The sequence below is a fragment of the Xanthomonas sp. CFBP 8152 genome (assembly GCF_014199025.1).
Taxonomy (GTDB): Bacteria; Pseudomonadota; Gammaproteobacteria; order Xanthomonadales; family Xanthomonadaceae; genus Xanthomonas; species Xanthomonas arboricola_B.
In genome coordinates, this window is record NZ_JACHNO010000002.1 from 299548 (window position 1) to 326402 (window position 26855).

The 26855-nt window shown below is 67.2% G+C and carries 26 protein-coding genes; 18 read left to right on the forward strand and 8 right to left on the reverse strand.

Going from position 1 to position 26855, the window contains the following annotated elements:
- Positions 1-34 precede the first annotated feature (34 nt).
- Genes FHT09_RS08990 through FHT09_RS09000 form a run of 3 tightly spaced genes read left to right on the forward strand, consistent with a single transcriptional unit; the run spans position 35 to position 1433 of the window.
- Entirely contained in the window at positions 35-598 is a 564-nt protein-coding gene (locus FHT09_RS08990) for an RNA polymerase sigma factor (protein ID WP_104604263.1), read from the forward strand.
- A complete protein-coding gene (locus tag FHT09_RS08995) occupies positions 595-939 on the forward strand; it encodes a hypothetical protein (protein WP_104604261.1) in 345 nt (114 codons plus the stop codon). The genes FHT09_RS08990 and FHT09_RS08995 overlap by 4 nt, the downstream gene beginning before the upstream one ends.
- Positions 940-944: 5 nt before the next feature.
- Positions 945-1433: a DUF3106 domain-containing protein gene (locus FHT09_RS09000; protein WP_104604259.1), complete on the forward strand. Its 489-nt coding sequence runs from the start codon at positions 945-947 to the stop codon at positions 1431-1433.
- Positions 1434-1608: 175 nt separating this feature from the next.
- Here FHT09_RS09000 and FHT09_RS09005 read toward each other — a convergent pair whose 3' ends face one another.
- The 3 genes from FHT09_RS09005 to FHT09_RS09015 all read right to left on the reverse strand — a co-directional run bounded on the left by FHT09_RS09005 (position 1609) and on the right by FHT09_RS09015 (position 7868).
- Positions 1609-2700 (reverse strand): NAD(P) transhydrogenase subunit alpha, encoded by a 1092-nt coding sequence (locus FHT09_RS09005; protein WP_104604257.1) that lies wholly within the window; start codon positions 2698-2700, stop codon positions 1609-1611.
- Positions 2701-3046: 346 nt separating this feature from the next.
- Positions 3047-5401 carry a DUF1631 domain-containing protein gene (locus tag FHT09_RS09010; RefSeq protein WP_104604255.1) on the reverse strand — a complete coding sequence of 785 codons (2355 nt, stop codon included), beginning with the start codon at positions 5399-5401 and terminating at the stop codon, positions 3047-3049.
- A gap of 220 nt (positions 5402-5621) precedes the next feature.
- A complete protein-coding gene (locus tag FHT09_RS09015) occupies positions 5622-7868 on the reverse strand; it encodes a DUF1631 domain-containing protein (protein ID WP_104604253.1) in 2247 nt (748 codons plus the stop codon).
- A 130-nt stretch (positions 7869-7998) separates the two neighbouring features.
- Between FHT09_RS09015 and FHT09_RS09020 the strand changes: the two genes are divergently transcribed.
- Genes FHT09_RS09020 through FHT09_RS09035 form a run of 4 tightly spaced genes read left to right on the forward strand, consistent with a single transcriptional unit; the run spans position 7999 to position 10883 of the window.
- The gene (locus tag FHT09_RS09020) at positions 7999-8574 is read left to right on the forward strand and encodes a nitroreductase (protein WP_104604251.1); all 576 of its coding nucleotides are present in this window, start codon (positions 7999-8001) and stop codon (positions 8572-8574) included.
- Entirely contained in the window at positions 8571-9557 is a 987-nt protein-coding gene (locus tag FHT09_RS09025; protein WP_104604249.1) for a 5'-3' exonuclease H3TH domain-containing protein, read from the forward strand. The genes FHT09_RS09020 and FHT09_RS09025 overlap by 4 nt, the downstream gene beginning before the upstream one ends.
- The gene (locus FHT09_RS09030) at positions 9554-10105 is read left to right on the forward strand and encodes an NUDIX hydrolase (RefSeq protein WP_181141192.1); all 552 of its coding nucleotides are present in this window, start codon (positions 9554-9556) and stop codon (positions 10103-10105) included. Before FHT09_RS09025 ends, FHT09_RS09030 begins: the two co-directional genes overlap by 4 nt.
- Complete coding sequence (locus FHT09_RS09035; protein WP_104538444.1) at positions 10098-10883, forward strand: N-formylglutamate amidohydrolase; 786 nt, start codon at positions 10098-10100, stop codon at positions 10881-10883. Before FHT09_RS09030 ends, FHT09_RS09035 begins: the two co-directional genes overlap by 8 nt.
- A gap of 127 nt (positions 10884-11010) precedes the next feature.
- On the opposite strand, the gene pip is transcribed toward FHT09_RS09035, so the two are convergent.
- Together pip and prmC are read right to left on the reverse strand one after the other, a co-directional pair.
- Positions 11011-11952: a prolyl aminopeptidase gene (gene pip / locus FHT09_RS09040; protein ID WP_104604245.1), complete on the reverse strand. Its 942-nt coding sequence runs from the start codon at positions 11950-11952 to the stop codon at positions 11011-11013.
- A gap of 235 nt (positions 11953-12187) precedes the next feature.
- Entirely contained in the window at positions 12188-13039 is an 852-nt protein-coding gene (gene prmC / locus FHT09_RS09045; RefSeq protein ID WP_104604243.1) for a peptide chain release factor N(5)-glutamine methyltransferase, read from the reverse strand.
- Positions 13040-13239: 200 nt separating this feature from the next.
- Between prmC and ahpC the strand changes: the two genes are divergently transcribed.
- The 6 genes from ahpC to FHT09_RS09075 all read left to right on the forward strand — a co-directional run bounded on the left by ahpC (position 13240) and on the right by FHT09_RS09075 (position 19443).
- Positions 13240-13803 carry an alkyl hydroperoxide reductase subunit C gene (gene ahpC, locus FHT09_RS09050; RefSeq protein WP_016900725.1) on the forward strand — a complete coding sequence of 188 codons (564 nt, stop codon included), beginning with the start codon at positions 13240-13242 and terminating at the stop codon, positions 13801-13803.
- A 215-nt stretch (positions 13804-14018) separates the two neighbouring features.
- A complete protein-coding gene (gene ahpF, locus FHT09_RS09055; protein WP_104604241.1) occupies positions 14019-15611 on the forward strand; it encodes an alkyl hydroperoxide reductase subunit F in 1593 nt (530 codons plus the stop codon).
- Between the two features lie 80 nt (positions 15612-15691).
- Positions 15692-16633 carry a LysR substrate-binding domain-containing protein gene (locus FHT09_RS09060; protein ID WP_104604239.1) on the forward strand — a complete coding sequence of 314 codons (942 nt, stop codon included), beginning with the start codon at positions 15692-15694 and terminating at the stop codon, positions 16631-16633.
- Between the two features lie 432 nt (positions 16634-17065).
- Positions 17066-17488, forward strand: a complete 423-nt coding sequence (gene rnk, locus FHT09_RS09065; protein WP_104538449.1) for a nucleoside diphosphate kinase regulator — start codon at positions 17066-17068, stop codon at positions 17486-17488.
- A gap of 75 nt (positions 17489-17563) precedes the next feature.
- Positions 17564-18532, forward strand: a complete 969-nt coding sequence (gene tal, locus FHT09_RS09070) for a transaldolase (RefSeq protein WP_104604237.1) — start codon at positions 17564-17566, stop codon at positions 18530-18532.
- 341 nt (positions 18533-18873) lie between these two features.
- A complete protein-coding gene (locus FHT09_RS09075; RefSeq protein ID WP_016900730.1) occupies positions 18874-19443 on the forward strand; it encodes a type 1 glutamine amidotransferase family protein in 570 nt (189 codons plus the stop codon).
- Positions 19444-19772: 329 nt separating this feature from the next.
- Here FHT09_RS09075 and msrA read toward each other — a convergent pair whose 3' ends face one another.
- A complete protein-coding gene (gene msrA, locus FHT09_RS09080; protein ID WP_104604235.1) occupies positions 19773-20423 on the reverse strand; it encodes a peptide-methionine (S)-S-oxide reductase MsrA in 651 nt (216 codons plus the stop codon).
- Between the two features lie 180 nt (positions 20424-20603).
- Between msrA and FHT09_RS09085 the strand changes: the two genes are divergently transcribed.
- The gene (locus FHT09_RS09085) at positions 20604-21311 is read left to right on the forward strand and encodes a response regulator transcription factor (RefSeq protein ID WP_104604233.1); all 708 of its coding nucleotides are present in this window, start codon (positions 20604-20606) and stop codon (positions 21309-21311) included.
- A gap of 290 nt (positions 21312-21601) precedes the next feature.
- Here the strand turns inward: FHT09_RS09085 and FHT09_RS09090 are convergent, their stop codons facing one another.
- Both FHT09_RS09090 and FHT09_RS09095 read right to left on the reverse strand, forming a co-directional pair.
- Entirely contained in the window at positions 21602-21832 is a 231-nt protein-coding gene (locus FHT09_RS09090; protein WP_039409981.1) for a DUF2007 domain-containing protein, read from the reverse strand.
- 1 nt (position 21833) lies between these two features.
- A complete protein-coding gene (locus FHT09_RS09095; protein WP_104604231.1) occupies positions 21834-22475 on the reverse strand; it encodes a glutathione S-transferase family protein in 642 nt (213 codons plus the stop codon).
- 243 nt (positions 22476-22718) lie between these two features.
- On the opposite strand from FHT09_RS09095, the gene FHT09_RS09100 reads away from it, so the two are divergent.
- The 4 genes from FHT09_RS09100 (at position 22719) to FHT09_RS09115 (ending at position 26821) form a co-directional block, all read left to right on the forward strand.
- On the forward strand, positions 22719-24458 hold the full coding sequence (locus FHT09_RS09100; RefSeq protein WP_104604229.1) for a glutamine--tRNA ligase/YqeY domain fusion protein: 1740 nt from the start codon (positions 22719-22721) through the stop codon (positions 24456-24458).
- A 224-nt stretch (positions 24459-24682) separates the two neighbouring features.
- Positions 24683-25612 (forward strand): DMT family transporter, encoded by a 930-nt coding sequence (locus FHT09_RS09105; protein WP_104604227.1) that lies wholly within the window; start codon positions 24683-24685, stop codon positions 25610-25612.
- A 232-nt stretch (positions 25613-25844) separates the two neighbouring features.
- Positions 25845-26261, forward strand: coding sequence for a hypothetical protein (locus FHT09_RS09110; RefSeq protein ID WP_104538455.1), 417 nt, complete (start codon positions 25845-25847; stop codon positions 26259-26261).
- Entirely contained in the window at positions 26261-26821 is a 561-nt protein-coding gene (locus tag FHT09_RS09115) for a nucleoside deaminase (RefSeq protein ID WP_104604225.1), read from the forward strand. The genes FHT09_RS09110 and FHT09_RS09115 overlap by 1 nt, the downstream gene beginning before the upstream one ends.
- Positions 26822-26855: the final 34 nt, after the last annotated feature.

Consider the following 26855-nt stretch of genomic DNA (forward strand, 5'->3'; position numbering starts at 1 on the left):
GTTGACGTCGTATCGTCTCTGCGGAAGCTACGCTGTGCTGGTGGGAACCCCTTTCGATCCGCAACCTGCCGCACCCGCCGCCACCGCGCCGGTTTCGCTGGACGCCTTCCTGGCCGGCATCGGCCCGCGTGCGTTCCGGTTTGCCGAGGCCGGCCTGCGTCACCGCGAAGATGCGCTGGACGCCGTGCAGGACGCCATGGTGAAGCTGCTCGGCTACCGCGAGCGCCCGGCCGCCGAATGGACGCCGCTGTTCTGGAGCATCCTGCGCAGCCGCATCATCGACCTGCAGCGCCGGCGCAGCTTCCGCCTGAAGTTCTGGGCGCCGGCCGAACGCGCCGACGATGAAGGCACCATCGACTGGGCCGACCCCGGCACGGGCCCGGTGGACGAACAACAGCATCAACAGGCCTACCAACGACTGGTCCAGGCCCTGCGCGGACTGCCGGCGCGCCAGCGCGAAGCGTTCACGCTGCGGGTGCTGGAAGACCTGGACGTGGCCACCACCGCCAAGGCGATGGGCTGCTCGGAAGGCTCGGTCAAAACCCACCTGTCGCGTGCACGCGACGCGTTGCAGAAACAGTTCGAGGATTTGCTGTGAACCGCTCCCACGACCCGGCCCAGCTGGACGCGCATCTGCGCCACCTGCATGCCACCGCACTCACCAGCCTGCCGCCGCAGACCTTGGCGCGCCTGCGCCAGGCCCGTCACGCGACCGCTCCCACACGCGCCCGACGCGGCTACTGGCTGCTGGCGACCGCGTGTTCCGGGCTGCTGGCGATCGGCATCGGCCTGCAACTGCGGCCGGGCGAGCGCACCGCGCCCGGCCCCGCCCCGACCCAAGCGGTCGCCGGCACCACCACCGATACCGACGACATGCTGACCCAGAATCCGGACCTGTACGTCTGGCTGGGGTCCGACACCGCCCTGGCCATGGAATAAGCACGATGACCCGCACCACCCGCCTGTTGTTGACTCTGCTGCTGTGCGCTGCACCCTGCGCCTCCTTGCTGGCCCAGGCCCATCCCCCGGAACCGCCGGGACCGCCGCCGGATGGCCCCGGTCCGCGAGGTCCCGGCCCGCGCGAGGCAGACACGCCGATGCCCGAGTGGGACAAGCTCACCCAGCAGCAACAGCAGGTGCTGATCGATGCGCTGCACCAGCGCTGGAACGATGTGCCGGAAGAACGCCCGCGCACGTATCGCCACGCGCGCCGCTGGCTGGACATGACCCCGGAGCAACGCAAACAGGCCAAGGCCGGCATGGACCGCTTCCGCAACATGAATCCGGCGCAACGCCGCGAGGCGAAGGCCTTGTTCGAACGCATGCGCACGCTCAACCAGCAACAACGCAATGAGCTGCAGCAACGCTGGCAGAAGATGAGCCCGGCCGAGCGCAACACCTGGTTGCGCGAGCATCCGTCAACCGACGATTGACGGCAGCGCCACCGCGGCGGGTGCGGCACGCCATCGCACGGGTGCATCCCGGTCGCGCGCGGCCACCGTAGGAGCGCGCTGGCGCGCGACGGAGCATTACCGATAAAGCGCCATCGCGCGCCAATGTGCTCCTATCCGGAAACGCAAACGCGCAAGGCGCATGGGCTCGGCGGGGCTACGCAGTCGCTGGCGCCGACCAGCGCGTCTTGGCCAGCAGTTCGTCGTCCCAGTCGAACGCCAGCGCGCCATCCTTGATCAACAACGCGGCGAACGCGTAGACATTGCGCGCGAACATTTCGCTGGCGTGTATCGCGCCCTGGCTGGCCAGATTGAGCGGTCCGGCAATCACCACGCCGTCGCGCTCGTAGGTGTCGCCTGGCCGGGTGGCGGCGCAATTGCCGCCGGTTTCGGCGGCCAGATCGACGATCACGCTGCCGGCGCGCATGCCGTGCAGCATCTCCGTGCTCAGGATCTTGGGCGCCGGCCGGCCGGGCACGGCGGCGGTGCAGACCACCACGTCAACGCTTTTGAGATGCTCGGCCAGCCGGTGTTGCTGTTCGGCGCGTTCGTCGTCGCTGAGCTGGCGCGCATAACCGCCCTCGCCGGCCGCGCTCACGCCCAGATCCAGAAAACGCGCACCCAGCGAGGCGATCTGCTCGCGCGTTTCCGGGCGTACGTCGAAGCCTTCGACCTGCGCGCCCAGCCGCTTGGCGGTGGCGATCGCCTGCAGCCCGGCCACGCCCGCACCGATCACCAGCACCTTGCACGGGCGCATGGTGCCGGCGGCGGTGGTCAGCATCGGAAAAAAGCGCGGCGTCAGTTGCGCGGCGATCAGCACGGCCTTGTAGCCGGCCATGCCGGCCTGCGAACTCAATACGTCCATCGATTGCGCACGCGTAGTGCGTGGCAGGCGCTCCAGCGGGAACGCGACCAGCTCCCCGGTGGCAATCGCCTGCGCACGTGCCGGGTCGGCGTCCGGCGCCAGCATGCCGATCAGCACCGCGCGGGGCTTACACTGCTGCAGCACCTCGGTGGGCGGTGCCTGCACGCTCAGCAGCACCTCGGCCTGGCCCAGGGTGTCTGCCGTGGCGAGCCGCGCCCCGGCCTGAAGATACGCTGCGTCGGCCATGCTGCTGGCGCAGCCGGCGCCAGGCTCGATCCACACGCTGGCGCCGAGCGCGACCAGTTTCTTGACCGTTTCCGGCGTGGCGGCGACACGGCGCTCGCCTGCCGCGTGTTCTTTCAGCACCAGCACCTGCACAGCCATGCATTGCTCCGCTCGCGCGCCTTTGGTCGGGGCGATGCTAGCAGAGCGTGCGGCAGTCACGCTCCGGCCGGCAGCATCGGGAGCGAGCAACTGCTAGGGGCGGCATCAGCGCCACCGCTTCGGTGCGGTGGTCGATGGCAAGGCGACACTGCTGGCCGAGACAGCCCAAGCATCGATGGCATCGATACTGCGGTGCATGCCTGGGGCGATGCGGTGGCGGCCTTCGACCAGCCCGGGCCAGGGCTGAGCAGGGGCTGGCTCGGTCATCGCGGCAGCGCTGGGTTCTTATCGGCCAGGTGCGCGCCTGACCGTAAGGCGATGCGTCGAGCGCATCGCGCGTCACCCGCTAGTGCACGGTGCTGTTGTGCAGCGGGTCCAGGCGGTCGATGACGCCCTGCATGGCGCTGTCGAAGGCGCCGTCGTTGATGTGCTCGCGCAGCCGGCCCAGACGCACCATCACCGCCAGTTCCTCCGGCGAGGCGACGCAGAAGCGCACGCCGCGGCGATTGACGAATAGCAACCGCTGCGAGATCGGGCTCACCCAGGACAGCTTACCCGCCTGCACCTTGCCGTCCTTGTCGACAAAATCCAGCCAGGTGCCGATACCCATCGCGCGGAAACGCTCGGCATCGGCGCTGTCGATGCTCTGCGCCACCGCCTCGGCACCCAGCACCACGCTGACGCTTTCGGCAGCCGGTGGCGGCAGGTTGACCTGGGGCAGTTCCGGCAAGGCCTTTTCCAGCTCGGGACGCGCCTCGGCGATCGCCTGCAGGGTGTCGTGCAGCGCACCGATCGCCACCACCACCGCATCGCCATGCAGGCCGACACTGGCGAACACGCGGTGCAAGGCCGGCTGCCAGACCTGCAGCCACGGCTTGCCGACGATATGGCGGCGCGCCTCGGCCAGTTCCTCGAGCACGCCATCGGCCAGGGCCAATGCCTCGACGGTGCCGGGACCTTCGTCGCCGTCGCGCAGGATCGCCATGGTCAGATGGTGCAGCCACGGCTGACGCAGGAAATCCTCCACGGCCTTGGGCAGCGGCGCCCCCGCTTGCGTGCGCTGTTCCAGCTCCGACAGCGCGCGGCTGCGTGCCAGTTCGAGCTTCTCCTGACCGCGTTGGGTTTCGGTGGCGCGCCGCTCGGCGATTTCCACCCGACGCCGGTGCTGCGACAGGAAATCGCGGAATTCCTCTTCCAGGGTCAGGAAGATCGCCAGGTTCTCGTTGAATTCGGCCACCAGGCGGTCGACGATTTCCTCGACCTTGCCCATCAGCACGCGCTCGGCAGCGGTGTCGCCGTTGTTGCCCTCGCAGGCCTCGGCCAGCGAATTGAGCAGGCGCCGCGCGGGATGGGTCTTCTGCACGAACATCTTGCGATCCAGCAGCGCGACCTTGACGAAGGGCACCACCAGCCGGCCGATCATTTCGCGCGACCGGTTTTCCAGATCGCGTTCGTCCAGCATCACGTCGAACAGCATGCCGACCAGATCGATCGCATCCTCGTCCATCGGGTCCAGACGCGCGGTCGCCGGGTCCACGCCCAGCCGTGTGGCGCTGGACAGCACCTCGTTCTTCAGCCGCTGGGCAAGCGATTCGGTGTCGTCGCCGATGGCCGCCTGCAGCGTCGCGCTCGGCGTGGCCTGCAGCAGCGACAGCACCGACATCATCTCGCGCTGGCTCAGCGGGCGTTGCTGGCCCACTGCCACCGATGCGGCAGAGGCAGTGTTGTCGCGCACACTGCGGGTCTGCTGCAGCAGTTCGTGCAGTGCTTCCAACAACATGCCCTGGCTGCCGCCGGGATGACCGCCCTCATCCCCGTCCATGCCACCGGCAGCGCCGCCGGCATGGTCACGTTGGGCTGCGGCCTGCATGCGGCCACGGCTATGCGCCCAGCGGTCCAGAAAGCGATTGGCCCAGGCCGGTGCGTACTGGTCGTTCTGGTCGTCGCCGCCGATCTCGGCAACCGCGCCCTGCGCCTCGGCCTGCGCGCGCTCTTCGGCGGTGTCGCCACGTGGCTGCACGCGCGGCGGCGGGCGCTTGGGCTGGGAGATTTCGGGCATGACGCCGGCCTTGGCCAGCGTCTCGTCCAGACGCGCATACAACTTGCCGATCGGCTCGGCCAGGTCGCGCTCGCACAGCTTGATCAGCACCAGGCGCACTTCCGGCGCCAGGTCGCAGGTGGCGAAGGCTTCGTGGATCGCCACGCCCAGATGTTCCGGACCGAGCGGATTGGTGTCGGCCACCAACTCCAGGCCGCCGGCGATCCAGCCCAGGCGGCGATCCACCCGCGCCAGCACCTGCTTGAAGTCACGCAGCAGCACGGTGGCCAGATTGCGCACCGCCAGCCGCGATTCGAGCACGTGTTCGGGCACCAGACTCAGCGGGCCGGTGCCAATGTCGCCTGCCAGGACCACTTCGGCCGACAAAGGCTCGCCCAGCAGCAGCGCCTGCCAGCCGTCGTCCAGCTGCTGGCGGAACCGCGTGGACACTTCGTCGCGCTTGCGGCGCAACTCGCGCATACCATCGAGAAACAGCAATTGGGATGCGCCCGCGGATTCGGCGCGATCGAACAGCACATCGTCGAAGTGTGCGACTGCAGCTGCAAAAACCTGCGCGAGCGCGGGCACGAACACGGCGTATGCCTGTTCGAGCAAGCGTTGGTCACGGCCCGGATGTCCCGACGGACTGGGCTGAAAAGTCATGCGCAAAGGCTCCCCGCCCCTGCAGGCGTGAAAATATCCAAACGAAAAGAAACAGACGCGGCCCCACATTCCGCCAGCGCATGGTAGGCGTTTCGCTTGTTCGTTAAATGTGACGCAATTTGCACTTTAGTCGTGACCGCCAAGGTTTGCGTGTCAGCCGACATCCTAGCTTGCATCGCTGCGCTGGCGCTTGCCAAAGCGCGTTCACCGCCTGCGGGGGTTAAGCCTTCAGCTTAGGCGGCCGGTCCAGCGCATCGACCACGTCCTGCATCGCGCTGTAGAACGCGTCGTCGTCGCGATGCAGGCGCAGGCGGTCCAGCCACACCATCATTGCCAGTTCCTCCGGCGAGGACACGCACAGCCGCCCACCACGCCGGTTGACGAACATCAACCGCCCGGAAATGGGGCTGATCCAGGACAGCTTGCCGGCCTGCACGCGGCCGTGCCGGTCGATGAACTCCAGGCAGGTGCCGATCGCCATGCCACGGAAGAAATCGGCGGTGACGCGATCAAATTCCACCTGCGCGGTGGCATCCAGCATCGGGGTCAGCGGCTCGCCGACCGGATCGGCCGGACCGGGGCTCAGGCGCAGCGCGGCCAAGGTCGGCGCAAGCGGAGCTGGATCGGGCGGTCCCGCCGCAGGTAGCGATGGCATGGGCACCAGCGCGCGCTGCAGTTCCTTCAGAGCCAGCTCGGCGTCGCGTTGCGCCAGCCCGGCCAGCGTAAAGGCCTGCAACAGCTGCGCACGTTGCGCCTCCAGCGCAGCGTCGCCAGGCGCAGCAGCCAGTTGCGCCAGCACCACATCGCCCATTGCCACGGCCGCCTCCAACGCCGGGCCGGCGCCGTCGCTACGCAATGCCGCCTGTTGCACATACGGCTGCCAGACACGAACGAGAAAATGCTCGACCAACGGCGGCAGCGGCCCGCGCGCCAGGCGTTCGGCCAGCGCCTGCGCGGCGGTGCTGCGCGCGCGTTCGCGGCGTTCTTCTGCGCGCTGCAATTCGTTGGCGCGGCGCTCGGCGATTTCCACCCGGCGCTGATAGTGCTCGTAGCTGGCGCCAAATTCGGCTTCCAGCGCCAGAAACAGCCCCGGATGCTCGTCGAAATCGCGCACGACCGTGTCGATCACCGCCTGCACCTGGCCGAGCAAGGCCTGCTCTGCCGCGGTTTCGCCACCATTGCCATCGCAGGCGTCGACCAACAGGTTGAGCAGGCGGCGCGCCGGATGGCTTTCGCGCACGAACAGGTGGCCGTCCAGCATCGCCAGCTTAGCCATCGGCACCAGCAACTGGCCGACAAGGCTGCGCTGCGCATCGGACAGATGGCTCTGCATCAGGATCGCGGCGAACAACAAGGCCACCAGATCCAGCGCGTCTTCGTCGTCGGGATTGAGGCAGGTGGTGGCCGGATCCACGCCAAGCGCGGCGGCGGCGCGCCTGACCTGCTGACGCAAGCCACGCGCCAGGCCCCGATCGGTGCCGTCGATGGCATCGAAACCGGCTGCAGGCATGGTCTGCAGCAGCGACAGCGCCGAGACCACCTCACGCGGCGATAGCAAGCGTTGCTCTGCAGAGACGGGCGTATCGGCTTCGGGTTCGCGCTGGCGACGTGCATGCTGCAGCAGGTGGTGAAGGCCAGGCGGCAACAGCTCGCGGCCGCTGCGCACATGCACGTCGATCGCCTCGACGCCGACCAACGCACCCTGCCCACCCGACCAATCGGCGAAGAAGCGCGCAATCCAGTCCGGCGTCTCGGCGGCCTGCTCACCTGCGCCTTCGTCCTGCCGAGGAATGCCGTGCCGCCGGCTGCGCGGCTGCGGCAAATCACGCAATCGCGCCACCTGCACCAGCGCCTGCTCCAGCGCGCCGTAGCGTTGACCGACGCGTTCCATCAGGTGCTGCTCGCAGACCTTGATCACCGCCAGATGCACCTTTGGCGCCAGCGTCACGCCCTGAAAGGCGTCGTACAAGGCCACGCCCAGATGGTCCGGCCCAAACGGATTGCTGTCGCCGTCGATACGCAGCCCGCCGGCAATGAAGCCGAGATAGCGATTGAGCCGCATCAGCTCCGGTCGCCACTGGTGCTGCAGCGCGCCAGCCAGATTGCGCACCGCCAGGCGCACCTCCAGATCCTGCTCGGGCAGCAGGGTCAGCCCGGCCGCGCCGCGTCCCAGGCTGCGATCGGCCGACAACGGCCGCCCGGATTCCAGCCCCTGCCAGGCCTTGGCCAGGTGCCCGCGAAAACGTGCGGTGATCGGCTCGCGCTGCTGCCGCACCGCCTGGATGGCCTCCAGGAAGTCGTTCTGGGCTGCGCCGGCATCGGCCGCCAGCCGGAACAGCGCCTCGGCCAGTGCATCCTGGAATTCGACAAATGCATCGGCCAGCGGCACCAGCACGATCTCGCGCACCTGATCGAGCAGGTGCGGATTGTGGCTGGGAAGCATAGGGGTGGAAACGAACTGGGTCATCGGGGAGCACGCAGGACGAACACGGAAGGGATTTCACGGCCGGGCCGGCATCGGCCCACTGGCCATGATGCGGCGGGCGTTGGGAAGGGCCTGTCTATAATTGCCCGCATCCTCGCCTTGACCCGGAATTATGCACACACCGTATTCGCTCCAGGCGCTGGACGCGCGCCGCTCGGTCCCCTCCAAACAGCTGGGCGAGCCCGGCCCGGATGAAGACACCCTGCTGCGCATGCTCGCTTCGGCCGTGCGCGTGCCGGACCACGGCAAGCTGGTGCCGTTCCGCTTCCTGCGCATCAACGGCGATGCACGCCAGGCACTGGGCGATTTCCTGGCCGAGCGCAGCCTGGCCGCCGACCCGCTGGCGCCGCCCGCAGCGGTCGAAAAAGACCGCAACCGTTTCAACGATGCGCCACTGGTGATCGTGGTGATCGCCGCGCTGCGCCCCGGGCACAAGGTGCCCGAGCAGGAACAGCTGCTCACCGCCGGCTGCGTGTGCTTTGCGCTGCTGCAGGCCGCGCAGGCGCATGGCTTCGGCGCGCAGTGGCTGACCGCATGGATGGCCTACGACCCGGCGGTGACCGGCTATCTGGGCCTGGAGCAGAACGAGCGCATCGCCGGTTTCATCCATATCGGCACCCCGCGCCTGCAGGTGCCCGAGCGCGAGCGCCCGGATCCGCGTGCGCTGCTGCGCGACTGGACACCGTGACCACGCATACCCCTCCGCTTGCAGGCGCACCACCGGCGATCAATCGCCCGATCCCGCTCTATCTGGTCGATGCCAGCCTGTACGTGTTCCGCGCCTGGCATTCGATCCCGGACGAATTCCAGGATGCGCAAGGCTGGCCGACCAATGCGGTGCACGGCTTTGCGCGCTTCCTGCTCGACCTGCTCGAACGCGAGGATCCCCAGCACATCACCATTGCCTTCGACGAGGCGCTGGACAGTTGTTTTCGGCATGCGATCTACCCGGCCTACAAGGGCAATCGCACCCCGGCACCGGATGCGTTGCGGCGCCAGTTCGCGCATTGCAAGGCACTGTGCGCAGCGTTGGGCCTGAGCGTGCTGGCGCACCGCGATTACGAGGCCGACGATCTGATCGGCAGCGCCTTGCACAGCGTGCGTGCGCACGGCCTGCGCGGGGTGATCGTGTCGGCCGACAAGGATCTGTCGCAGCTGCTGCTCGAGCACGACGAGCAGTGGGATTACGCGCGCAACCTGCGCTGGGGCATGGACGGGGTCAAGGCGCGCCACGGCGTGCATGCCCATCAGATCGCCGACTACCTGGCGCTGTGCGGCGATGCGATCGACAACATCCCCGGCGTCACCGGCATCGGCGCCAAATCGGCGGCAGTCCTGCTGGCGCATTTCGGCAGCCTGGATGCCTTGCTGGAACGCATCGACGAAATCCCGTTCCTGCGCCTGCGCGGCGCGGCGCAGATGGCCGCGCGCCTGCGCGAGCAACGCGAACACGCACTGTTGTGGCGTCAGCTCACCACCATCGCACTAGACGCGCCGCTGGCGCTGACCGCTGCCGGTTTCACGCGCGCGCAAGCCGATGCGGACATGCTGGCAGGATTATGCGAGAGCCTGCGCTTCGGCCCGCTCACCCGGCGCCGGCTACTGGCCGCGTGCAGCGGCGCGCAGGTACCGCGCACTCCCGTTTCCCTGGAACAAGGTCTGCATCCATGAACCGACACGACACCCCGCCCACCGTGGTTTACGAAGGCAAGTACCAGCGCATGGTCGTGCGTGGCACCTGGGAGTATTCCGAACGTGTGCATGCCGGCGGCCTGGCCGCGATCATCGTGGCGGTGACCCCGGACGATGCGATGCTGTTCGTCGAACAGTTCCGCGTGCCGCTGCAGGCACGCACCATCGAGATGCCGGCCGGCCTGGTCGGCGACGTGCACGCCGACGAGTCGATCGAGCTGTCGGCCATTCGCGAGCTGGAAGAAGAAACCGGCTGGAGCGCCGAACATGCCGAAGTGCTGATGATCGGCCCCACCTCGGCCGGCGCCAGCAGCGAGAAGATCGCCTTCGTGCGCGCCACCGGCCTGCGCAAGGTCGGCGCAGGCGGCGGCGATGCCAGCGAAGACATCACCGTGCACGAAATCCCGCGCGCACAGGTCGGCGCCTGGCTGGTGCAGAAGATGGCCGAGGGTTATCAGATGGACCCCAAGCTGTGGGCCGGGCTGTATCTGGTCGATCACGCGCTGGACGGCACCGCGCGTGGGTGAAGCGACCGCTGCCCGCCTGCTGGGCACCGACGATCCCGCACCGTTCAGCGTGCACAGCCCACAGGCCGCCTCGCCATGGCTGTTGATCGCCGACCACGCCGGTCAACGCGTGCCAGCGCGGCTGGCCAATCTCGGCCTGCCGCAGCAGGAGCTGGACCGCCACATCGGCTGGGATATCGGCATTGCCGAGGTCACCCGCTTGCTGGCCGATGCGCTGGATGCGGTCGCCATCGCGCAGACCTATTCGCGCCTGGTGATCGACTGCAATCGTCCGCATGGTTCGGCCACGCTGATGCCCGAGGTCAGCGACGGCACCTCGATTCCCGGCAACCAGCAGCTATCGGCGGCCGATCGGCAGCAGCGCATCGATGCGATCTTCGCGCCGTACCACGCGCGCATTGCGGCAGAACTGGATGCACGCGCACAGCGCAGGCAACCGACCGTGCTGGTGTCGATGCACAGCTTCACGCCGATCATGGCCGGCAACGCGCGGCCCTGGCATGCCGGCGTGCTGTACAACCGCGACACGCGGCTGGCGCACCGCCTGCTGCAGGCCTTGCGCAACGAGCCGGATCTGGTGGTCGGCGACAACCAGCCCTATGCGGTCAGCGACACCAGCGACTATGCGATTCCGGTCTACGGCGAAGGCCGCGGGCTGCTGCATGTGGAGCTGGAACTGCGCCAGGACCTGATTGCCGATGCGGCCGGGCAACAGGCGTGGGCGCAGCGCCTGGCACGCATCCTGCCGCCGCTGGCAGACGCGCTGCTGCCGCGTTAAAACACCTGAAGCCAGCGTCGGAGCGTGCCTGCGCGCGATGAGGCGTCATCGGTAACGCCTCATCGCGCGCAGGCATGCTCCGACAGGTCATGCCTGCGCATGACCCGGCTGCGCCGGACGTCGTCGCTCAGGCAAACCCGTCGGTCGCGCGCACCAGCGCATCGACATTTTCCGGCTCGAATCCGGAATGGCCGGACGCCGCGCTGATCTGCAACTGCGCCTTCGGCCAAACCTTGTGCAGGTCCCAGGCGCTTTGCAACGGGCACACCACGTCGTAGCGACCGTGCACGATCACGCCGGGGATGTCGGCGATGCGGTGCGCGTCGCGCAGCAGCTGGTCTTCGACTTCGAAGAAACCGCCGTTGACGAAGTAATGATTCTCGATGCGCGCAAACGCCAGCGCGAAGTGCGCGTCTTCATGCCCGGTGACGAAATCGGCGTCCACATGCAGGAAGCTGGTGGCACCTTCCCACACGCTCCATGCCTTGGCTGCGGCCAGACGGGTGGCTTCGTCGTCGCTGGTAAGGCGACGGTGGAAGGCGGAGATCAGATCGGCGCGTTCCACCACCGGAATCGCGTTGACGTAATGCTCCCAGGCGTCAGGAAACAGCCGGCTGGCGCCTTGCTGATAGAACCACTCCAGTTCGAAACGGCGCAGCAGGAAGATGCCGCGCAGCACCAGCTCGGTGACCTGCTGCGGATGGGTCTGCGCGTAGGCCAGCGCCAATGTCGAACCCCAGCTGCCGCCGAACACCTGCCAGCGCGCGATGCCCAGGTGTTCGCGCAGGCGCTCGATATCGGCGACCAGATCCCAGGTGGTGTTGTTCACCAGATCGGCATGCGGGGTGGAACGGCCTGCGCCGCGCTGATCGACCAGCACGATGCAGTACTTGGCCGGGTCGTGGAAACGCCGCATCTTGTCGTTGCAACCGCCACCGGGGCCGCCGTGCAGCATCACCACCGGCTTGCCCTGCGGATTGCCGCACTGCTCGAAATACAGGGTGTGGCGGTCGTCGACCTGGAGGGTGCCGTGGTCGTACGGCGTGATCTCGGGATAGAGCGTGCGCATGCGTCGGTCCTGCGGGAAACCGCTAGTGTATCGGCACCCGGTCTGCACACGCGGGCGCCCCATGCGATCGAGCCAGGGCGGGGGCACGGCGAAGCGCGAGGGAGTGGAGCGACGGAGCCAGGCTCCTGCACGCAGCGCCGGACGGGCGCGGTCGGTGCCCGGAAGCGGCATGTCCTGTTTCAGCTCCGAGCGCGCCGTCCCCCTCCACCTGGCGACCGCTCCGTGGCCCGCCGCGCTAGCTCGCAGCGGGCGACCAGCGCCCCGACGTCACCCGGTCACGCTGCTCCAGGTCCTGATGCGTGGCTACCGCATCGAAGCCACGCGCCTGCAGCAGCCCGGCCACCGCCGCGCCCTGGTCCCAGCCGTGTTCGAGCAGCAGCCAGCCGCCCGGCAGCAGATGCGCAGGCGCATCGGCGACGATCAGACGGATGTCGTCCAGGCCATCGGGGCCGGAAGCCAGCGCACTGGCCGGCTCGTAGCGCAGGTCGCCTTCGCCCAGGTGCGGATCCTGCGCGGCGATATACGGCGGGTTGCTGGCGATCAGGTCGAAGCGTTCGCCGGCCAGCGGCGCGAACCAGTTGCCCTGCCGGCATTCGACATTGCGCAAGCGGTGGCTGTCGGCATTGCGCCGGGCAACCGCCAGCGCCGCCGCGCTGGCATCGGTGGCGATCACCTGTGCCTGCGGCCGTTCGCTGGCGATGGCCAGCGCGATCGCGCCGCTGCCGGTACCCAGATCGGCAACGCGGCGGCCTGGCCGGGCATCCAGTCGCTCAAGTGCCAGCTCGACCAGCACCTCGGTGTCGGCGCGCGGGATCAGCGTGGCGGTGGAGACCGCCAGATCCAGCGTCCAGAACCCCCGCGTACCGGTCAGGTAGGCCACCGGTTCGCCGGCCTGGCGCCGCTGCACCAATGCCGCGAATGCCTGCGCGACAGACGGCTCGACCGGATCGCGGCCATGCGCGAACAGCCAGGCGCGGTCGCGGCCCAGCGCGTGCAGCAGCAGCGGCTCGGCATCACTGCGCACGATCCGCTCGACCGCACGCCGCAGCAGCTGCTCGGCGGCAAGACCGGCTGGGTCCTCACTCATACGGATCATTCACTCATGCGCAACATCGGCTGACCATTATCGGAGATGGAATCGGCCCCTGCAGCGGCAGACGCCGTCTGCAAATTCGATAGCCACAGCCTATCTATACAATTCCATCAATCGATTTGAGAAATCTATCGATCCTACCTACCATGGCGACTGTTCCATCCCCCGCCCCCTTCATCGCACGAGGAAACTCAATGTCTCTTATCAACACTCAGGTCCAGCCGTTCAAGGCGAATGCGTACCACAACGGCAACTTCATCGAAGTCACCGAGGCCAGCCTGAAGGGCAAGTGGTCGGTGCTGATCTTCATGCCGGCCGCCTTCACCTTCAACTGCCCGACCGAAGTGGAAGACGCCGCCGACAACTATGCCGCGTTCCAGAAGGCAGGCGCCGAGGTCTACATCGTCACCACCGATACGCACTTCTCGCACAAGGTGTGGCACGAAACCTCGCCGGCCGTGGGCAAGGCGCAGTTCCCGCTGATCGGCGACCCGACCCATAAGCTGACCCGCGCATTCGGCGTGCACATCGAAGAAGAAGGCCTGGCCCTGCGCGGCACCTTCATCATCAATCCGGACGGCGTGATCAAGACCCTCGAGATCCACGACAACGCGATCGCCCGCGACGTCACCGAGACGCTGCGCAAGCTGACCGCTGCCCAGTTCGTCGCCAACAACCCTGGCCAGGTGTGCCCGGCCAAGTGGAAGGAAGGCGCCAAGACCCTGGCTCCGTCGCTGGACCTGGTCGGCAAGATCTAAACCGACTGACACCTCCGGCCTGTGGTTGAGGCCGGAGCATCTCCGGCCCAGCACTGGGCCGGGGGTGAACCGGAGCCGGTGCCGGGCTGCCCGCCAGCCATCGCCAGCACGCATTCCCGACATCGCGCCGGCTGCGGTTCATCCCCTCCTCCCCGGCGACCTGCCTCAGCGCAGCGACGCCACGCCCTCCCCTTGCCCATTCCCAGGAGTTCTCCATGTTGGATGCCAACCTCAAGACCCAGCTGACCGCCTACCTGGAACGGGTTACCCGTCCGATCCAGATCAATGCCTCGATCGACGAAAGCGCCGGCTCGCGCGAAATGCTCGACCTGCTCGAGGATCTGGTGCTGCTGTCGGACAAGATCAGCCTGGACATCCACCGCGACGACAACCAGCGCAAGCCCTCGTTCGCGCTGACCACGCCGGGCCAGGACATCTCGCTGCGCTTTGCCGGCCTGCCGATGGGCCACGAGTTCACCTCGCTGGTGCTGGCGCTGCTGCAGGTGGGCGGCCACCCGTCCAAGGCCGCCGCCGAGCTGATCGAGCAGGTGCAGCACCTGGATGGCGACTACCAGTTCGAAACCTATTTCTCGCTGTCGTGCCAGAACTGCCCGGACGTGGTGCAGGCGCTGAATCTTGCCGCTGTGCTCAACCCGCGCATCAAGCACGTGGCCATCGACGGCGCGTGGTTCCAGGACGAGGTCGAAGCCCGCCAGATCATGTCGGTGCCTACCGTCTACTTGAACGGCGAGCTGTTCGACCAGGGCCGCATGACGCTGGAGCAGATCGTCGCCAAGCTCGACACCAATGCCGCAAAGCGCGACGCCGCCAAGATCGCGGCCAAGGACGCCTTCGATGTGCTGGTGGTCGGCGGTGGCCCGGCCGGCTCGGCAGCGGCCGTCTACGCCGCACGCAAGGGCATCCGCACCGGCGTGGCCGCCGAGCGCTTCGGTGGCCAGGTGCTGGACACCATGTCGATCGAAAACTTCATCTCGGTGCCGGAAACCGAAGGCCCGAAGATGGCCGCCGCGCTCGAGCAGCATGTGCGCCAGTACGACGTGGACATCATGAACCTGCAGCGCGCCGAGCAGCTGGTTCCGGCCGGTGCCGATGGCCTGATCGAGATCAAGCTGGCCAACGGCGCCTCGCTCAAGAGCAAGACCGTGATCCTGTCCACCGGCGCGCGCTGGAGGCAGATGAACGTGCCGGGCGAAGACCAGTACAAGAACAAGGGCGTGGCCTACTGCCCGCATTGCGACGGCCCGCTGTTCAAGGGCAAGCGCGTGGCGGTGATCGGCGGCGGCAATTCGGGCGTCGAGGCCGCGATCGATCTGGCCGGTATCGTGGCGCATGTCACGCTGGTGGAATTCGACGACAAGCTGCGCGCCGACGAAGTGCTGCAACGCAAGCTGCGCAGCCTGCACAACGTGCGCATCATCACCAGCGCGCAGACCACCGAAGTGCTTGGCGATGGCCAGAAGGTCACCGGCCTGGTCTACAGGGACCGCACCGGCGGCGACATCCAGCACGTGGATCTGGAAGGCGTGTTCGTGCAGATCGGCCTGCTGCCCAACACCGAATTCCTCAAGGGCTCGGTTGCGTTGTCGCCGCGCGGCGAGATCATCGTCGACGACCGCGGCCAGACCAATGTTCCGGGCGTGTTCGCTGCCGGCGACGCCACCACGGTGCCGTACAAGCAGATCGTGATCGCGATGGGCGAAGGTTCCAAGGCTGCGTTGAGCGCGTTCGATTACCTGATCCGCTCCAGTGCACCGGTCAGCGCCGACAACGTCGCCCAGGCAGCATAAGCGCACGCAAGCCAGCGCCCGGCCAGCCCGGGCGCTAAGCTCCAGTCGTACCCCCGTCATTGCAATGAGGGCTGCTGCACATGAACCTGCGTGACCTGAAATACCTGGTCGCCCTGGCCGACCACAAGCATTTCGGCCGTGCTGCGACGGCGTGCTTCGTCAGTCAACCGACGCTGTCCACCCAGATCAAGAAACTCGAAGACGAGCTCGGCGTGCCGCTGGTGGAACGTGCGCCGCGCAAGGTGATGCTGACCCCGGCCGGCCGCGAGGCAGCGATGCGCGCACGCGGCATCGTGGCCGAAGTGGAACAGATGAAGGAAGCGGCGCGGCGCAGCCAGGATCCGGAAGCGGGCACCGTGCGGCTGGGCATCTTTCCCACCCTGGCGCCGTATCTGTTGCCGCATGTGGTGCCGCGGATCCGCGAGCGATTTCCGCGTCTGGAACTGCTGCTGATCGAGGAAAAAAGCGATCAGCTGGTGCACCAGCTGCGCGAAGGCCGCCTGGATGCGGCGCTGCTCGCGCTGCCGTTGCAGGATGAGCAGCTGCATGCCGAATTCCTGTTCGAAGAACCCTTCGTGCTGGCCGTTCCGGAAGGCCATCCGCTGTCGCGCTATGACAGCATGACGCTGGACGATCTGTCCGAGCAGCGGCTGTTGCTGCTGGAAGATGGCCACTGCCTGCGCGAACAGGCGCTGGATGTCTGCCATCTTGCCGGTGCGCTGGAAAAATCCGAATTCCAGGCCACCAGCCTGGAGACGCTGCGCCAGATGGTGGCTGCCAACGTCGGCGTGACCTTGCTGCCGCTGCTGGCGGTAAAGCCGCCGGTCGCCCGCTCGGAAAACATTCGCCTGATCCGCTTCCGCGAAGACAAGCAGCCCAGCCGCCGTATCGCCATGGCCTGGCGCCGCAGCTCGGCCATGACCGCGTTCCTGGAGCAACTGGCGCAGTTATTCAAGGAGTTGCCGGCTAGTCTGTTCACGCTGGACCAGCCGGCGACCGGCCCCAAGGCGGTTGCGGCCTGAGGAATCGGGAATCGGGAATCGGGAATCGGGAATCGGGAATCGGGAATCGCAAGATCGTTGCATGGCTGCGGTTGCTTGGCGGGATGTTTTTTCACCTGTTCTCGGATATAAGCGACGCGCAAGCGTCGTTTTTTGTTTGGTGGGTGGTTATGACGCGATGTATCCGGAAGCACATGGCCGTTGCGGCGTCACTGGCGTGCGGCAGGCTCCCCCCGTCGCGTGCAGTTGGTCGCTGACGCGCGCGGCGACGTGCTGCGGTGTCGCGCTTGCCTCCCTTGCCAACGGCTCGCAGCTTGCAGTGCCGCGCCGGCCTTGCCCGGCCCAGGCCGTGCGCTGCGCCATCTCGCCACGCATTGCGATCAGGCAATGGCGCCCTCATCTGGTGAGTGACGCTTGCCATGTTGGCGAGCCGTAGTCGTCAAGGAGATTGTCATGACTTCGCAGCACCACAGCGGCTTGCCGCCGTCCATCCTGGTTTCCAGCCACGACCTCGCCCGGCTTGAGGCCTTGCTCGATTCCCCCGCATTCAACAAGCACCCGGCTGCCACCGCGCTGAGTGACGAACTGGGCCGTGCACGCGTCGTGCCGCCCGACCAGATTCCCGGCGATGTCGTCACCATGCACTCCCGCATCGATTGCGAAGATGCGCTGCATGGCGAACGACATACGCTCACCCTTGTGTATCCGCACGAGGCCGATGTGCAGCAGGGCCGCATCTCCGTGCTGGCGCCGGTCGGCAGCGCGCTGCTCGGGCTGTCGGTCGGTCAGAGCATCGACTGGCGCACCCCCGATGGGCGCGACCTGCGTCTGCGCGTGAGCGCCGTGCATGATCAACATGCACTGGGCGACGCCTGACTTCCCACGCCAGGCGCGCTACCGTAGCGCGCTGTGTCCTATCCACGACCCGCCCCACGATTCGAGAGAACCCGCATGACTGCATCTGCCTCCAAGCTTGCCCAGTTGCGTGACCTGTCCGTCGTCGTTGCCGACACCGGCGACTACGACGCCATCAAACGTCTGAAGCCGGTCGACTGCACCACCAATCCCACGCTGGTCAAGAAAGCATTGGACCTGCCGGTGTATGCCGATCTGATCGAGCGCGAACTGGCCTGGGGCCGCGAGCACGGCGGCGAAGACCGCACCAGCACCGTCAACGAAGTGGCCGACCGCCTCACCGTCGGCTTGGGCGTCAAGCTGGCCGAATTGGTGCCCGGCCGCGTCTCCACCGAGGTCGATGCCGACCTGGCACACGACACCGAGGCGACCGTCGCCAAGGCGCGCAAGTTCATCGCGATGTACGCCGAGCGTGGCGTGTCCAAGAACAAGATCCTGATCAAGATCGCGGCCACCTGGGAAGGCATTGAAGCCGCGCGTCAGCTGCAGCGCGAAGGCATCGACTGCAATCTGACCCTGATCTTCAACCGCTCGCAGGCGCTGGCCTGTGCGGAAGCCGGCGTGTTCCTGATCTCGCCGTTCGTCGGCCGGATCCTGGATTACTACGTCGCCCAGGGGCAGACCCCGGCCAGCATCGAGGAGGACCCGGGTGTGGTGTTCGTGCGCACGGTCTACAACGCGTTCAAACAGCGTGGCTCGTCCACCGTGGTGATGGGCGCCTCGTTCCGCTCCACCGCGCAGATCGAAGCCCTGGCCGGTTGCGACCGCCTGACCATCTCGCCGGAGCTGCTGGAAAAGCTTGACGCCGAATACGGCGAGCTGCCGCGCAAGCTCTCGCCTGCGCAGCCCGACAATGCGCAGATCGTCCCGATCGACAGCGAAGGCTTCGCCACCGATCTGGCAGCCGACCCGATGGCCACCGAGAAGCTGGCCGGCGGCATCGACGCCTTCGCCAAGGATCTGCAGGCACTGCGCAAGACCATCACCGACAAGCTCGCCGGCTGATTGCAACGCCGCGGGTCGCAATACCAACGCCTGCAGCCTGATGGCTGTGGGCGTTGTGGTTTCTGCAGTCTGGCTGCACAGCACGCTGCAGCCACGACACGTAAGGCAACACTGGCCTGCGACGCTGGCGTTGGAAACTGCGGCTGCCGGCCTGGGCTGCCGTACTTTCTGGGCACCGCTGAGCTGGCGGGCGCGTTGACGCCTGCGCAGCCGTCACTGAGCTGGCATGCGCGCGTCTTGGCCTGATCAGTGCGCGGATCGATGTGGCTCTGCACACGTCGCTTACACCCGCGCACCCCGCACTGCCTAGAATCCGGGTTCCTCAACTGGCGTAGCGGACAATGGCAAACATTGCAGTGGTGATGGTCGACGGCGTGGCCGATTGGGAAATTGGCGTTGTCCTGCCGGCGGCGCGCGAATGGTTCGGCGACCAGGTCGCCATCGCCAGCATCGATGGTCAGCCGGTGCAGTCGATCGGCGGGCTGCGCATCACTCCGGACTTCGCCCTCTCCGATCTGGCGCCGCTGGACGCCGATCTATGGATCCTGCCTGGCAGCGAGCGTTGGCAGGCCGGCGAAATCCCCGGCCTGAGCGGCCTGCTGGTCGAGCGCGTGCAGCACCAGCGTCCGGTCGCGGCGATCTGCGGTGCCACCATCGCCCTGGCCTATGCCGGCCTGCTCGACCAGCGCGCGCATACCAGCAACGCGCTGGCCTTCCTGCAGGAACACGTGGTGCCGTACGCCGGTGCCGCGCAATACCGGCACGAAAAGGTGGTGACCGCCGATGGCGTGATCACCGCACCCGGCACCAGCCCGGTCGGCTTCGCGCTTGCCTGCATGCGACTGCTGCATCCCGAACGCACCGACATGCTGGCCCAGCTGCGCGGCATGTTCGCCGGCGAGTTCGTCTGACCCAGCGGTTCAGGCACGCCTGGCGCACTGGCTGCACTGACTGGACGCACTGAGTCGCTGCACCGATCCATTGCACCGACTGGCTATAGGGATTGACCGCAATGATCCGCTGGGCCAGTTCGCCTCTCAGCTACACGCGGCGGTGCCGGCGCGTCTTGCGCACGCGGCAAAAAAAGATGGCTACGTCGTTTCCGACGTTGCCCTTCACCTTGCCCGGCATGCACTCCCATGCGCTGCCCGATCGTGATGACGCTACCGGCCACTGTCAGCCACCGGCGCGCCGCCACGATCACGTGGATGGCAGCGCTTCAATCCGGCCTGCCTTTCCGTCAGGCATCCAGCCCGATCGGGCAGCTCACTCCCGTTCCGCCAAGCCCGCAGTAGCCATTGGGATGCTTGGCCAGATATTGCTGGTGGTCGTCTTCGGCGTAATAGAACGTGGGCGCCGGGAAACGGATCTCCGTGGTGATCGCGCCGTACCCGGCTGCGTCCAGTTGCTGCTGGTACGCATCGCGGCTGGCAAGCGCAGCGTCGTACTGCGCCTGCGTGGTGCAATAGATCGCCGAGCGGTATTGGGTGCCGACGTCGTTGCCCTGCTGCATGCCCTGGGTGGGGTCGTGGCTTTCCCAGAACGTGCGCAGCAACTGTGCGAACGACACCGACGCTTCGTCGTACACCACCAACACCGCTTCGGTGTGGCCGGTCTGCCCGGAACACACTTCGCCGTAAGTCGCATTGGGTGTTTCGCCGCCGGCGTAACCCACCGCCGTGGTGTACACCCCTGGCAGGTTCCAGAACTTGCGTTCTGCGCCCCAGAAACAGCCGAGCCCGAACTGTGCCTGGGCCAGGCCGGAGAACTCCCCGCGTAACGGATGGCCGTTGATCAGGTGGGTGTTATGGAGCGGCAGTGCTTGCTCGCGTCCGGGTAAGGCCTCGCCCGGACGTGGCATGCGTTGTTTGAAAGCGCCGATTCCCAGCATGGTGCAACTCCGCAGGTGTGAGGGTTGCCTGCTGGATGGCGCCGGCCGTAGCGGCTTTCAAGCCACCTCGGCCAATACGGCATTACTTCCTGGTCCAAGCTCAACATCGAAACCAAGCGACCCCAACAATGTTGCCGGCTGGCATATACTCGAATATGCTGATCGGCCTAGAGCTAGCCCATGCAAACCCTCACCGATACTGGCGATTGGCGTCCGGCGTCACCACACCAGGCATCCGACAGCGCGCACTGGCAGGCGCTGTGCGAAGCCGCGGTGGCGCTGCGCCAGGCACGGACGCCGGAGCAGGCCTGCGACGCGGTGCTGGGCCGGGTGCTGCTCCTGCTGGGCCTGGAACATGGCGCGGTGTTGGCACAACGCGGGCCACGCGCGCAGGTGCTGGCCAGCCGCGGCCACGCATTGCCCTCCGGAGCAAGCGCAGCCGGCGACAGCCATGAAGCGGCCTGGCTGATGCCAACGCGCCCGGCCGATATCTGCGAGGCCAAGGTGCCGATCCATGCGCTGGGCAGCACTCTCGGCATGCTGTGCGTGGCCTGGAACGACAACCGTCCCGTCCCAGGTAACGATGATGTCCAGGCGTTGCAGGCCTTCGCCCTGCTGCTGCCGGCGATGGTGGCCGAACCGGCAAAACCGCCTGCCACGCGTCGGCGCAAGCCGATCCAGGACGACCGCCTTGGCGCGCTCAGCAAACGCGAGAAACAGGTGTTGTCACTGCTGCCGCGTGGCCTGACCAATGCCACGCTCGCAGCTGAACTGGGGATTTCTCCCGGCACGGTCAAGGTGCATGTGGAACGCATCCTGCAGAAGCTTGAGGTGAAAGATCGCACCCAGGCCGCGGTCTACGCAGTCCAGGCCGGACTGGCGCCATGAAGGCATTGGCGGTGCGCCGCAACGATTGGCCGACCATCGGCAGGACCCTGGCGGCGCTGCCCCTGACCTGCTGCCGCTGGCGGCCGGGTTGATCGCGATCTGCAGCGTGGAGCGGCGGAATATCGCCGCCGACAGCTGCAGCACCGCCAGGGTGGCGCCAGTGGCGATGATGCGTGCCGTCTCGAGCGATTCCCTCATAGGAGCGCGCCTGGGCACGACGGGCATTTCCAGGAGCGCCTCGTCGCGTCCAGGTGCGTTCCTACGACAGGCACTGCCCTGGCGTCTGGCCGCTACAGCGCGCGGGTGACCTCGCCGCACAGGCCGATGTCCGCCAACACCGCCTGCGCCTGGCTCAGGTGCAGGTCGGCCACGCAGACCTGCAGCACGCCGAAGGCAGGCAGTTCGCCCGCACCACCCAATAGCGACTCGCCGAACACGAATGCAGTGATGCCGGCATCTTCCAGTGCGTGCTTGGCCAGGTGTGCGTCGATGATGTGGCTGGCGCGGTATGCGATCTGCATGTCAGCCACGCTCCAGGCGTTCGCGCTCGGCGTCCTGCTTCCACTCGCGCAGTGCCGGCAGCGCATCCAGTGCGGCCAGGTAATCGCCGGCAGCCTCGAACAACGGCACGCCGTAGCTGGCAAAACGCAGCGCGACCGGGGCGAACATCGCATCGACGATGCCGAAGTCGCCGCACAGGAACTGCCCGCCATGGCCGTGCTCGGCGCGCAGGCTGGCCCATAGCGCCTGGATGCGGGCGATGTCGCGCTCGGCAGCCGCATCCCAACGCGCCGGGCCAGGCATGCGGCCCAGATTCATCGGCAGCTGGGTGCGCAAGTCAACGAAGCCCGAATGCATTTCCGCCGCCGCCGCGCGTGCCTGCGCGCGCACGGACGGCCCGGCCGGCCAACCGCGGCCATCCAGCCAGCGTTCGTTGGCGTATTCGCAGATGGCCAGCGAGTCCCAGACATGCAAGGCATCGTCCCACAGCACCGGCACCTGCAGGGTCGGCGAATAACCGGCGATGCGGGCCTGGAATTGCGGCGTATCCAGCGGCAGCGCGATCTCTTCGAACGGCACATGGAAATGTCGCAGCAGCAGCCACGGGCGCAGCGACCAGGAAGATCGGGTCTTGTCGCCGATCACCAGGCGGGGCAAAGGCATGCGTGGGGAACTCCGAAGGATCGCTGCAGCGTACGCGCCGTCGGCGGTGCCGGCCAGCCCGGCATGCCGCCTGCCAATGGCGCCCGTCCCGCGTGCAGTCAGCAGATGCAGGCCCCGGTAGTGCGGCGCTTGCACGCGGGACCAGCGCGCACGGGCGACGCTCGCTGTCCGCACCCGACACGCCGCCTACCCCTAACCCGTGCCACCGCCTAAACTTGCGGTTTACCTATTGCTGATGCACGCATGTCCCAGACCCTAGCCACCGACGCCACCGCCCCGGCGGAGAAGAAAGACTTCATCCGCCAGATCGTCCGCGAGGATCTGGCCAGCGGCAAGCACACGGTCATCCGCACCCGCTTCCCGCCCGAGCCCAACGGCTATCTGCATATCGGCCACGCCAAGGCGATCTGCCTGGATTTCGGCCTGGCCTCCGAGTTCGGCGGGCTGTGCAATCTGCGCCTGGACGACACCAACCCGGCCAAGGAAGACCCCGAGTTCGTGGTCGCCATCCAGGACGACGTGCGCTGGCTGGGGTTCGAGTGGGCGCAGCTGCGCCACGCATCGGATTATTTCCAGGTGTATTACCTGGCCGCGGAAAAACTGATCCGCGACGGCCATGCCTTCGTCTGCGACCTGTCCGCCGAGCAGGTGCGCGAGTACCGCGGCACGCTGACCGAGCCCGGCCGCAATTCGCCGTTCCGCGAGCGCAGCGTCGCCGAAAACCTGGACCTGTTCCGGCGCATGCGTGCCGGCGAGTTCCCCGATGGCGCGCGCACGCTGCGCGCCAGGATCGACATGGCCAGCGGCAACATCAACCTGCGCGACCCGGCGCTGTACCGCATCAAGCATGTCGAGCACCAGAATACCGGCAACGCGTGGCCGATCTACCCGATGTACGACTTCGCGCATTCGCTGGGCGATGCGGTGGAAGGCATCACCCATTCGCTGTGCACGCTGGAATTCGAAGATCACCGCCCGCTCTACGACTGGTGCGTGGACAAGGTGGACCTGGCCGCGCATCCGGAGCTGCTGCAGCCGCTGCTGGACCAGGGCCTGCCGCGCGAGGCCGCCAAGCCGCGCCAGATCGAGTTCTCGCGCCTGAACATCAACTACACGGTGATGAGCAAGCGCAAGCTCACCGCGCTGGTGGAAGAACGGCTGGTGGATGGCTGGGACGACCCGCGCATGTACACGCTGCAGGGCCTGCGCCGGCGCGGCTATACGCCGGCGGCGATGCGCCTGTTCGTGGATCGGGTGGGGATCAGCAAGCAGAACTCGCTGATCGATTTCTCGGTGCTGGAAGGCTGCCTGCGCGAGGATCTGGATGCGGCTGCGGCGCGCCGCATGGCGGTGGTCGACCCGCTCAAGCTGGTGCTGACCAATCTGCCCGAAGGCCACAGCGAGACGCTGAGCTTCTCCAACCATCCCAAGGACGAATCCTTCGGCACGCGCGAGGTGCCGTTCGCGCGCGAGCTGTGGATCGAGCGCGAGGATTTTGCCGAAGTCCCGCCCAAGGGCTGGAAGCGTCTGGTGCCCGGTGGCGAGATCCGCCTGCGCGGCGCCGGCATTGCGCGCGTGGACGAGGTGATCAAGAACGACGCCGGCGAGATCGTCGAGCTGCGTGGCTGGCTGGATCCGGAATCGCGTCCGGGCATGGAAGGCGCCAACCGCAAGGTCAAGGGCACCATCCATTGGGTCAGCGCCGCGCACGCGGTGGAAGCGGAAATCCGCCTGTACGACCGCCTGTTCTCGGTGGAGAAGCCCGATGACGAATCCGAGGGCAAGACCTACCACGATCATCTCAACCCCGAGTCCAAGCGCAGCGTGCGCGGCTATGTGGAGCCGAGCGCGGCACAGGCCGCGCCCGAGCAGTCGTTCCAGTTCGAGCGCACCGGCTACTTCGTTGCCGATCGCCGCGACCATAGCGCCGCCACGCCGGTGTTCAACCGCAGCGTGACCCTGCGCGACACCTGGGCCAAGTGAACCGGGCCTGCGCCGGATGCCAGCCCTCCGGTGCGGATACGACGGCAGGCAGCCGTAGCGAGGCCCGGCCTGCGACGATCGGCGCGCTGATGGATGCTTGTCACTGCGGGATGCAGCAAGAGTGACGCCGCTTCAGAGCGGTGTCTTCTGAGTTAATGAACAAGCGCAATGGAGCTGCGTGCCGCACTTCATTGCATGCTGCGTGGCAGGTAAGGAGCAGCACGATGCGTGAGCGCTTGATGGTGGGTGTTGCCTGCGGCATCGGTGCAGGCGCGTTATGGGGACTGGTGTTTCTGGCGCCGCAATTGCTGGCGGCGTTTACGCCGTTGCAACTGGCCGTTGCCCGTTATCTATCGTATGGGGCGGTCGCGGCGCTGGTGCTGGCACCGCGCGCGCGCCAGACCGCTGCACGGCTCGGACGCGCCGAATGGTGGGCGCTGCTGCGTCTGAGCCTGCTGGGCAACCTGATCTATTACGTGCTGCTCGGCAGCGCGGTGCAGTGGGCGGGCAGCGCGGCAACCGCGCTGATCATCGGCCTGTTGCCGGTGGTGGTCACCGTGATCGGCACGCGTGCCGCAGGCGCGGTGCAACTGCGACGCCTGGCTGCGCCATGCGTCGTGTGCGTCATCGGCGTGGCGCTGGTCGCCGTGGACACCGTGCAACACGATGCCGGTCACCACGCCAGCGATCGCGCCACCCGCATCGCCGGCCTGCTCTGTGCATTCGGTGCGCTGGCGTCGTGGTCGGCCTATTCCATCGGCAATGCGCGCTGGCTGCGGCGGCGGCCGGACCTGTCCGGTGGCGATTGGTCGCTGCTGACCGGCGTGGTCACCGGCGCATTGTCGCTGTTGCTGGCGCCGGCCGCACTGATCGGCAGCGCGCCACATGCGCCGATCGACTGGGCCAGTTTCTGGGGCATTTCGCTGCTGCTGGGCATCCTGGCCTCGGTGATCGGCAACGCGTTGTGGAACCGGGCCAGCCGCGTGCTGCCGCTGACCCTGGTTGGCCAGATGATCGTGTTCGAAACGATCTTTGCGTTGCTGTACGGCTTTGCCTGGGAAATGCGCCTGCCCACGCCGTTGGAGCTGGCCGCCATCGCCTGCCTGCTGGTCGGCGTGCTGTGGTGCGCAGCACTGCATGCAAAAGCGGAATGACGCCGGCACCTGATGCACGCACCAGCCTGGATTGCAGGCTGTGGCCGTCAGGAGCGCCGCCATATGCGCTGCAGGCGTATTTCAGTCACATGCCGCGCCCTGGCCAGCGCCATCCGCCGCAACGCGCGCGGGATCCAGCCCCCCCCGTTTGCGCAGTTGATCCAGCGCTCGCCGCATTGCGCACATCCGGGGCTTACCATGGCCGCTTACCTGTCCCGATCGGAGCGGCCGCATGTCCCGTCTTTTGTCCCGGTGTCTGAGCACGCTGTTGCTGCTGGCCTGTGGTGTGTCGATCGGCTGCGTGGCCGCACCACCGGCCGATACGGCCACGCCGACTCCGGCGACCAACGCGGCCAGCGGCCCGGCAACCGGCAAACCGGTCACCGTGACGACCACTTGCCGCACCGACGCCGATTGCACGGTGAAGAACGTCGGCAACTGCTGCGGCGCATTCCCGGCCTGCGTCAACGTCGACAGTGCCACCGACCCCAAGGGCGTGATGGCGCAGTGCCAGGCCAGCGGCATGATGAGCGTGTGCGGCTTCCGCGAGATCAGCGCCTGCCAGTGCGTGGCCGGGCAATGTGCCGCAAAGGACGCCCAGGCCGATACACTGCGCCCCGCTCCCCCCTCTACGGAAATGGTCCACTGATGCTTTACGCGCAAGTCCACCTCACGCTGCCCGACTGGATCCACGCGCATGTCGACGACAGCCGCGCCTATCCCAGCGACGAGGACAAGGTGGCGCTGGCAATCGAACTGTCGCGGATGAATGTGCAAGAGCGCAGCGGCGGCCCGTTCGGTGCGGTCGTGTTCGGCCCGGACCACCGCATCATCGCCGCGGCGGTGAACCGCGTGGTGCCGCAGACCACCTCGCTGGCGCATGCCGAAAACATGGCCTACATGCTCGCGCAGCAGCGCCTGCAGACGCCGCGTCTGAACGATGTGCTGTCGCCGGTGACGCTGGCCACCTCGGCGCAGCCGTGCTGCCAGTGCTACGGCGCCACGGTGTGGGCCGGCATCGACCGCCTGCTGATCGGCGCACGCGCCGACGACGTGATGGCGCTGACCGAATTCGACGAAGGCCCGCTGCCTGCCGACTGGGTGGGCGAGCTCACCCGCCGCGGCATCGAGGTGGTGCGCGACGTGCATCGCGACCAGGCCTGCGCGGTGCTGCGCAACTATGGCGAGGGCGGCGGTGACCATTATTGAGCTGCCCCGCAGCGGTCGCGCACGCCGGGCACCG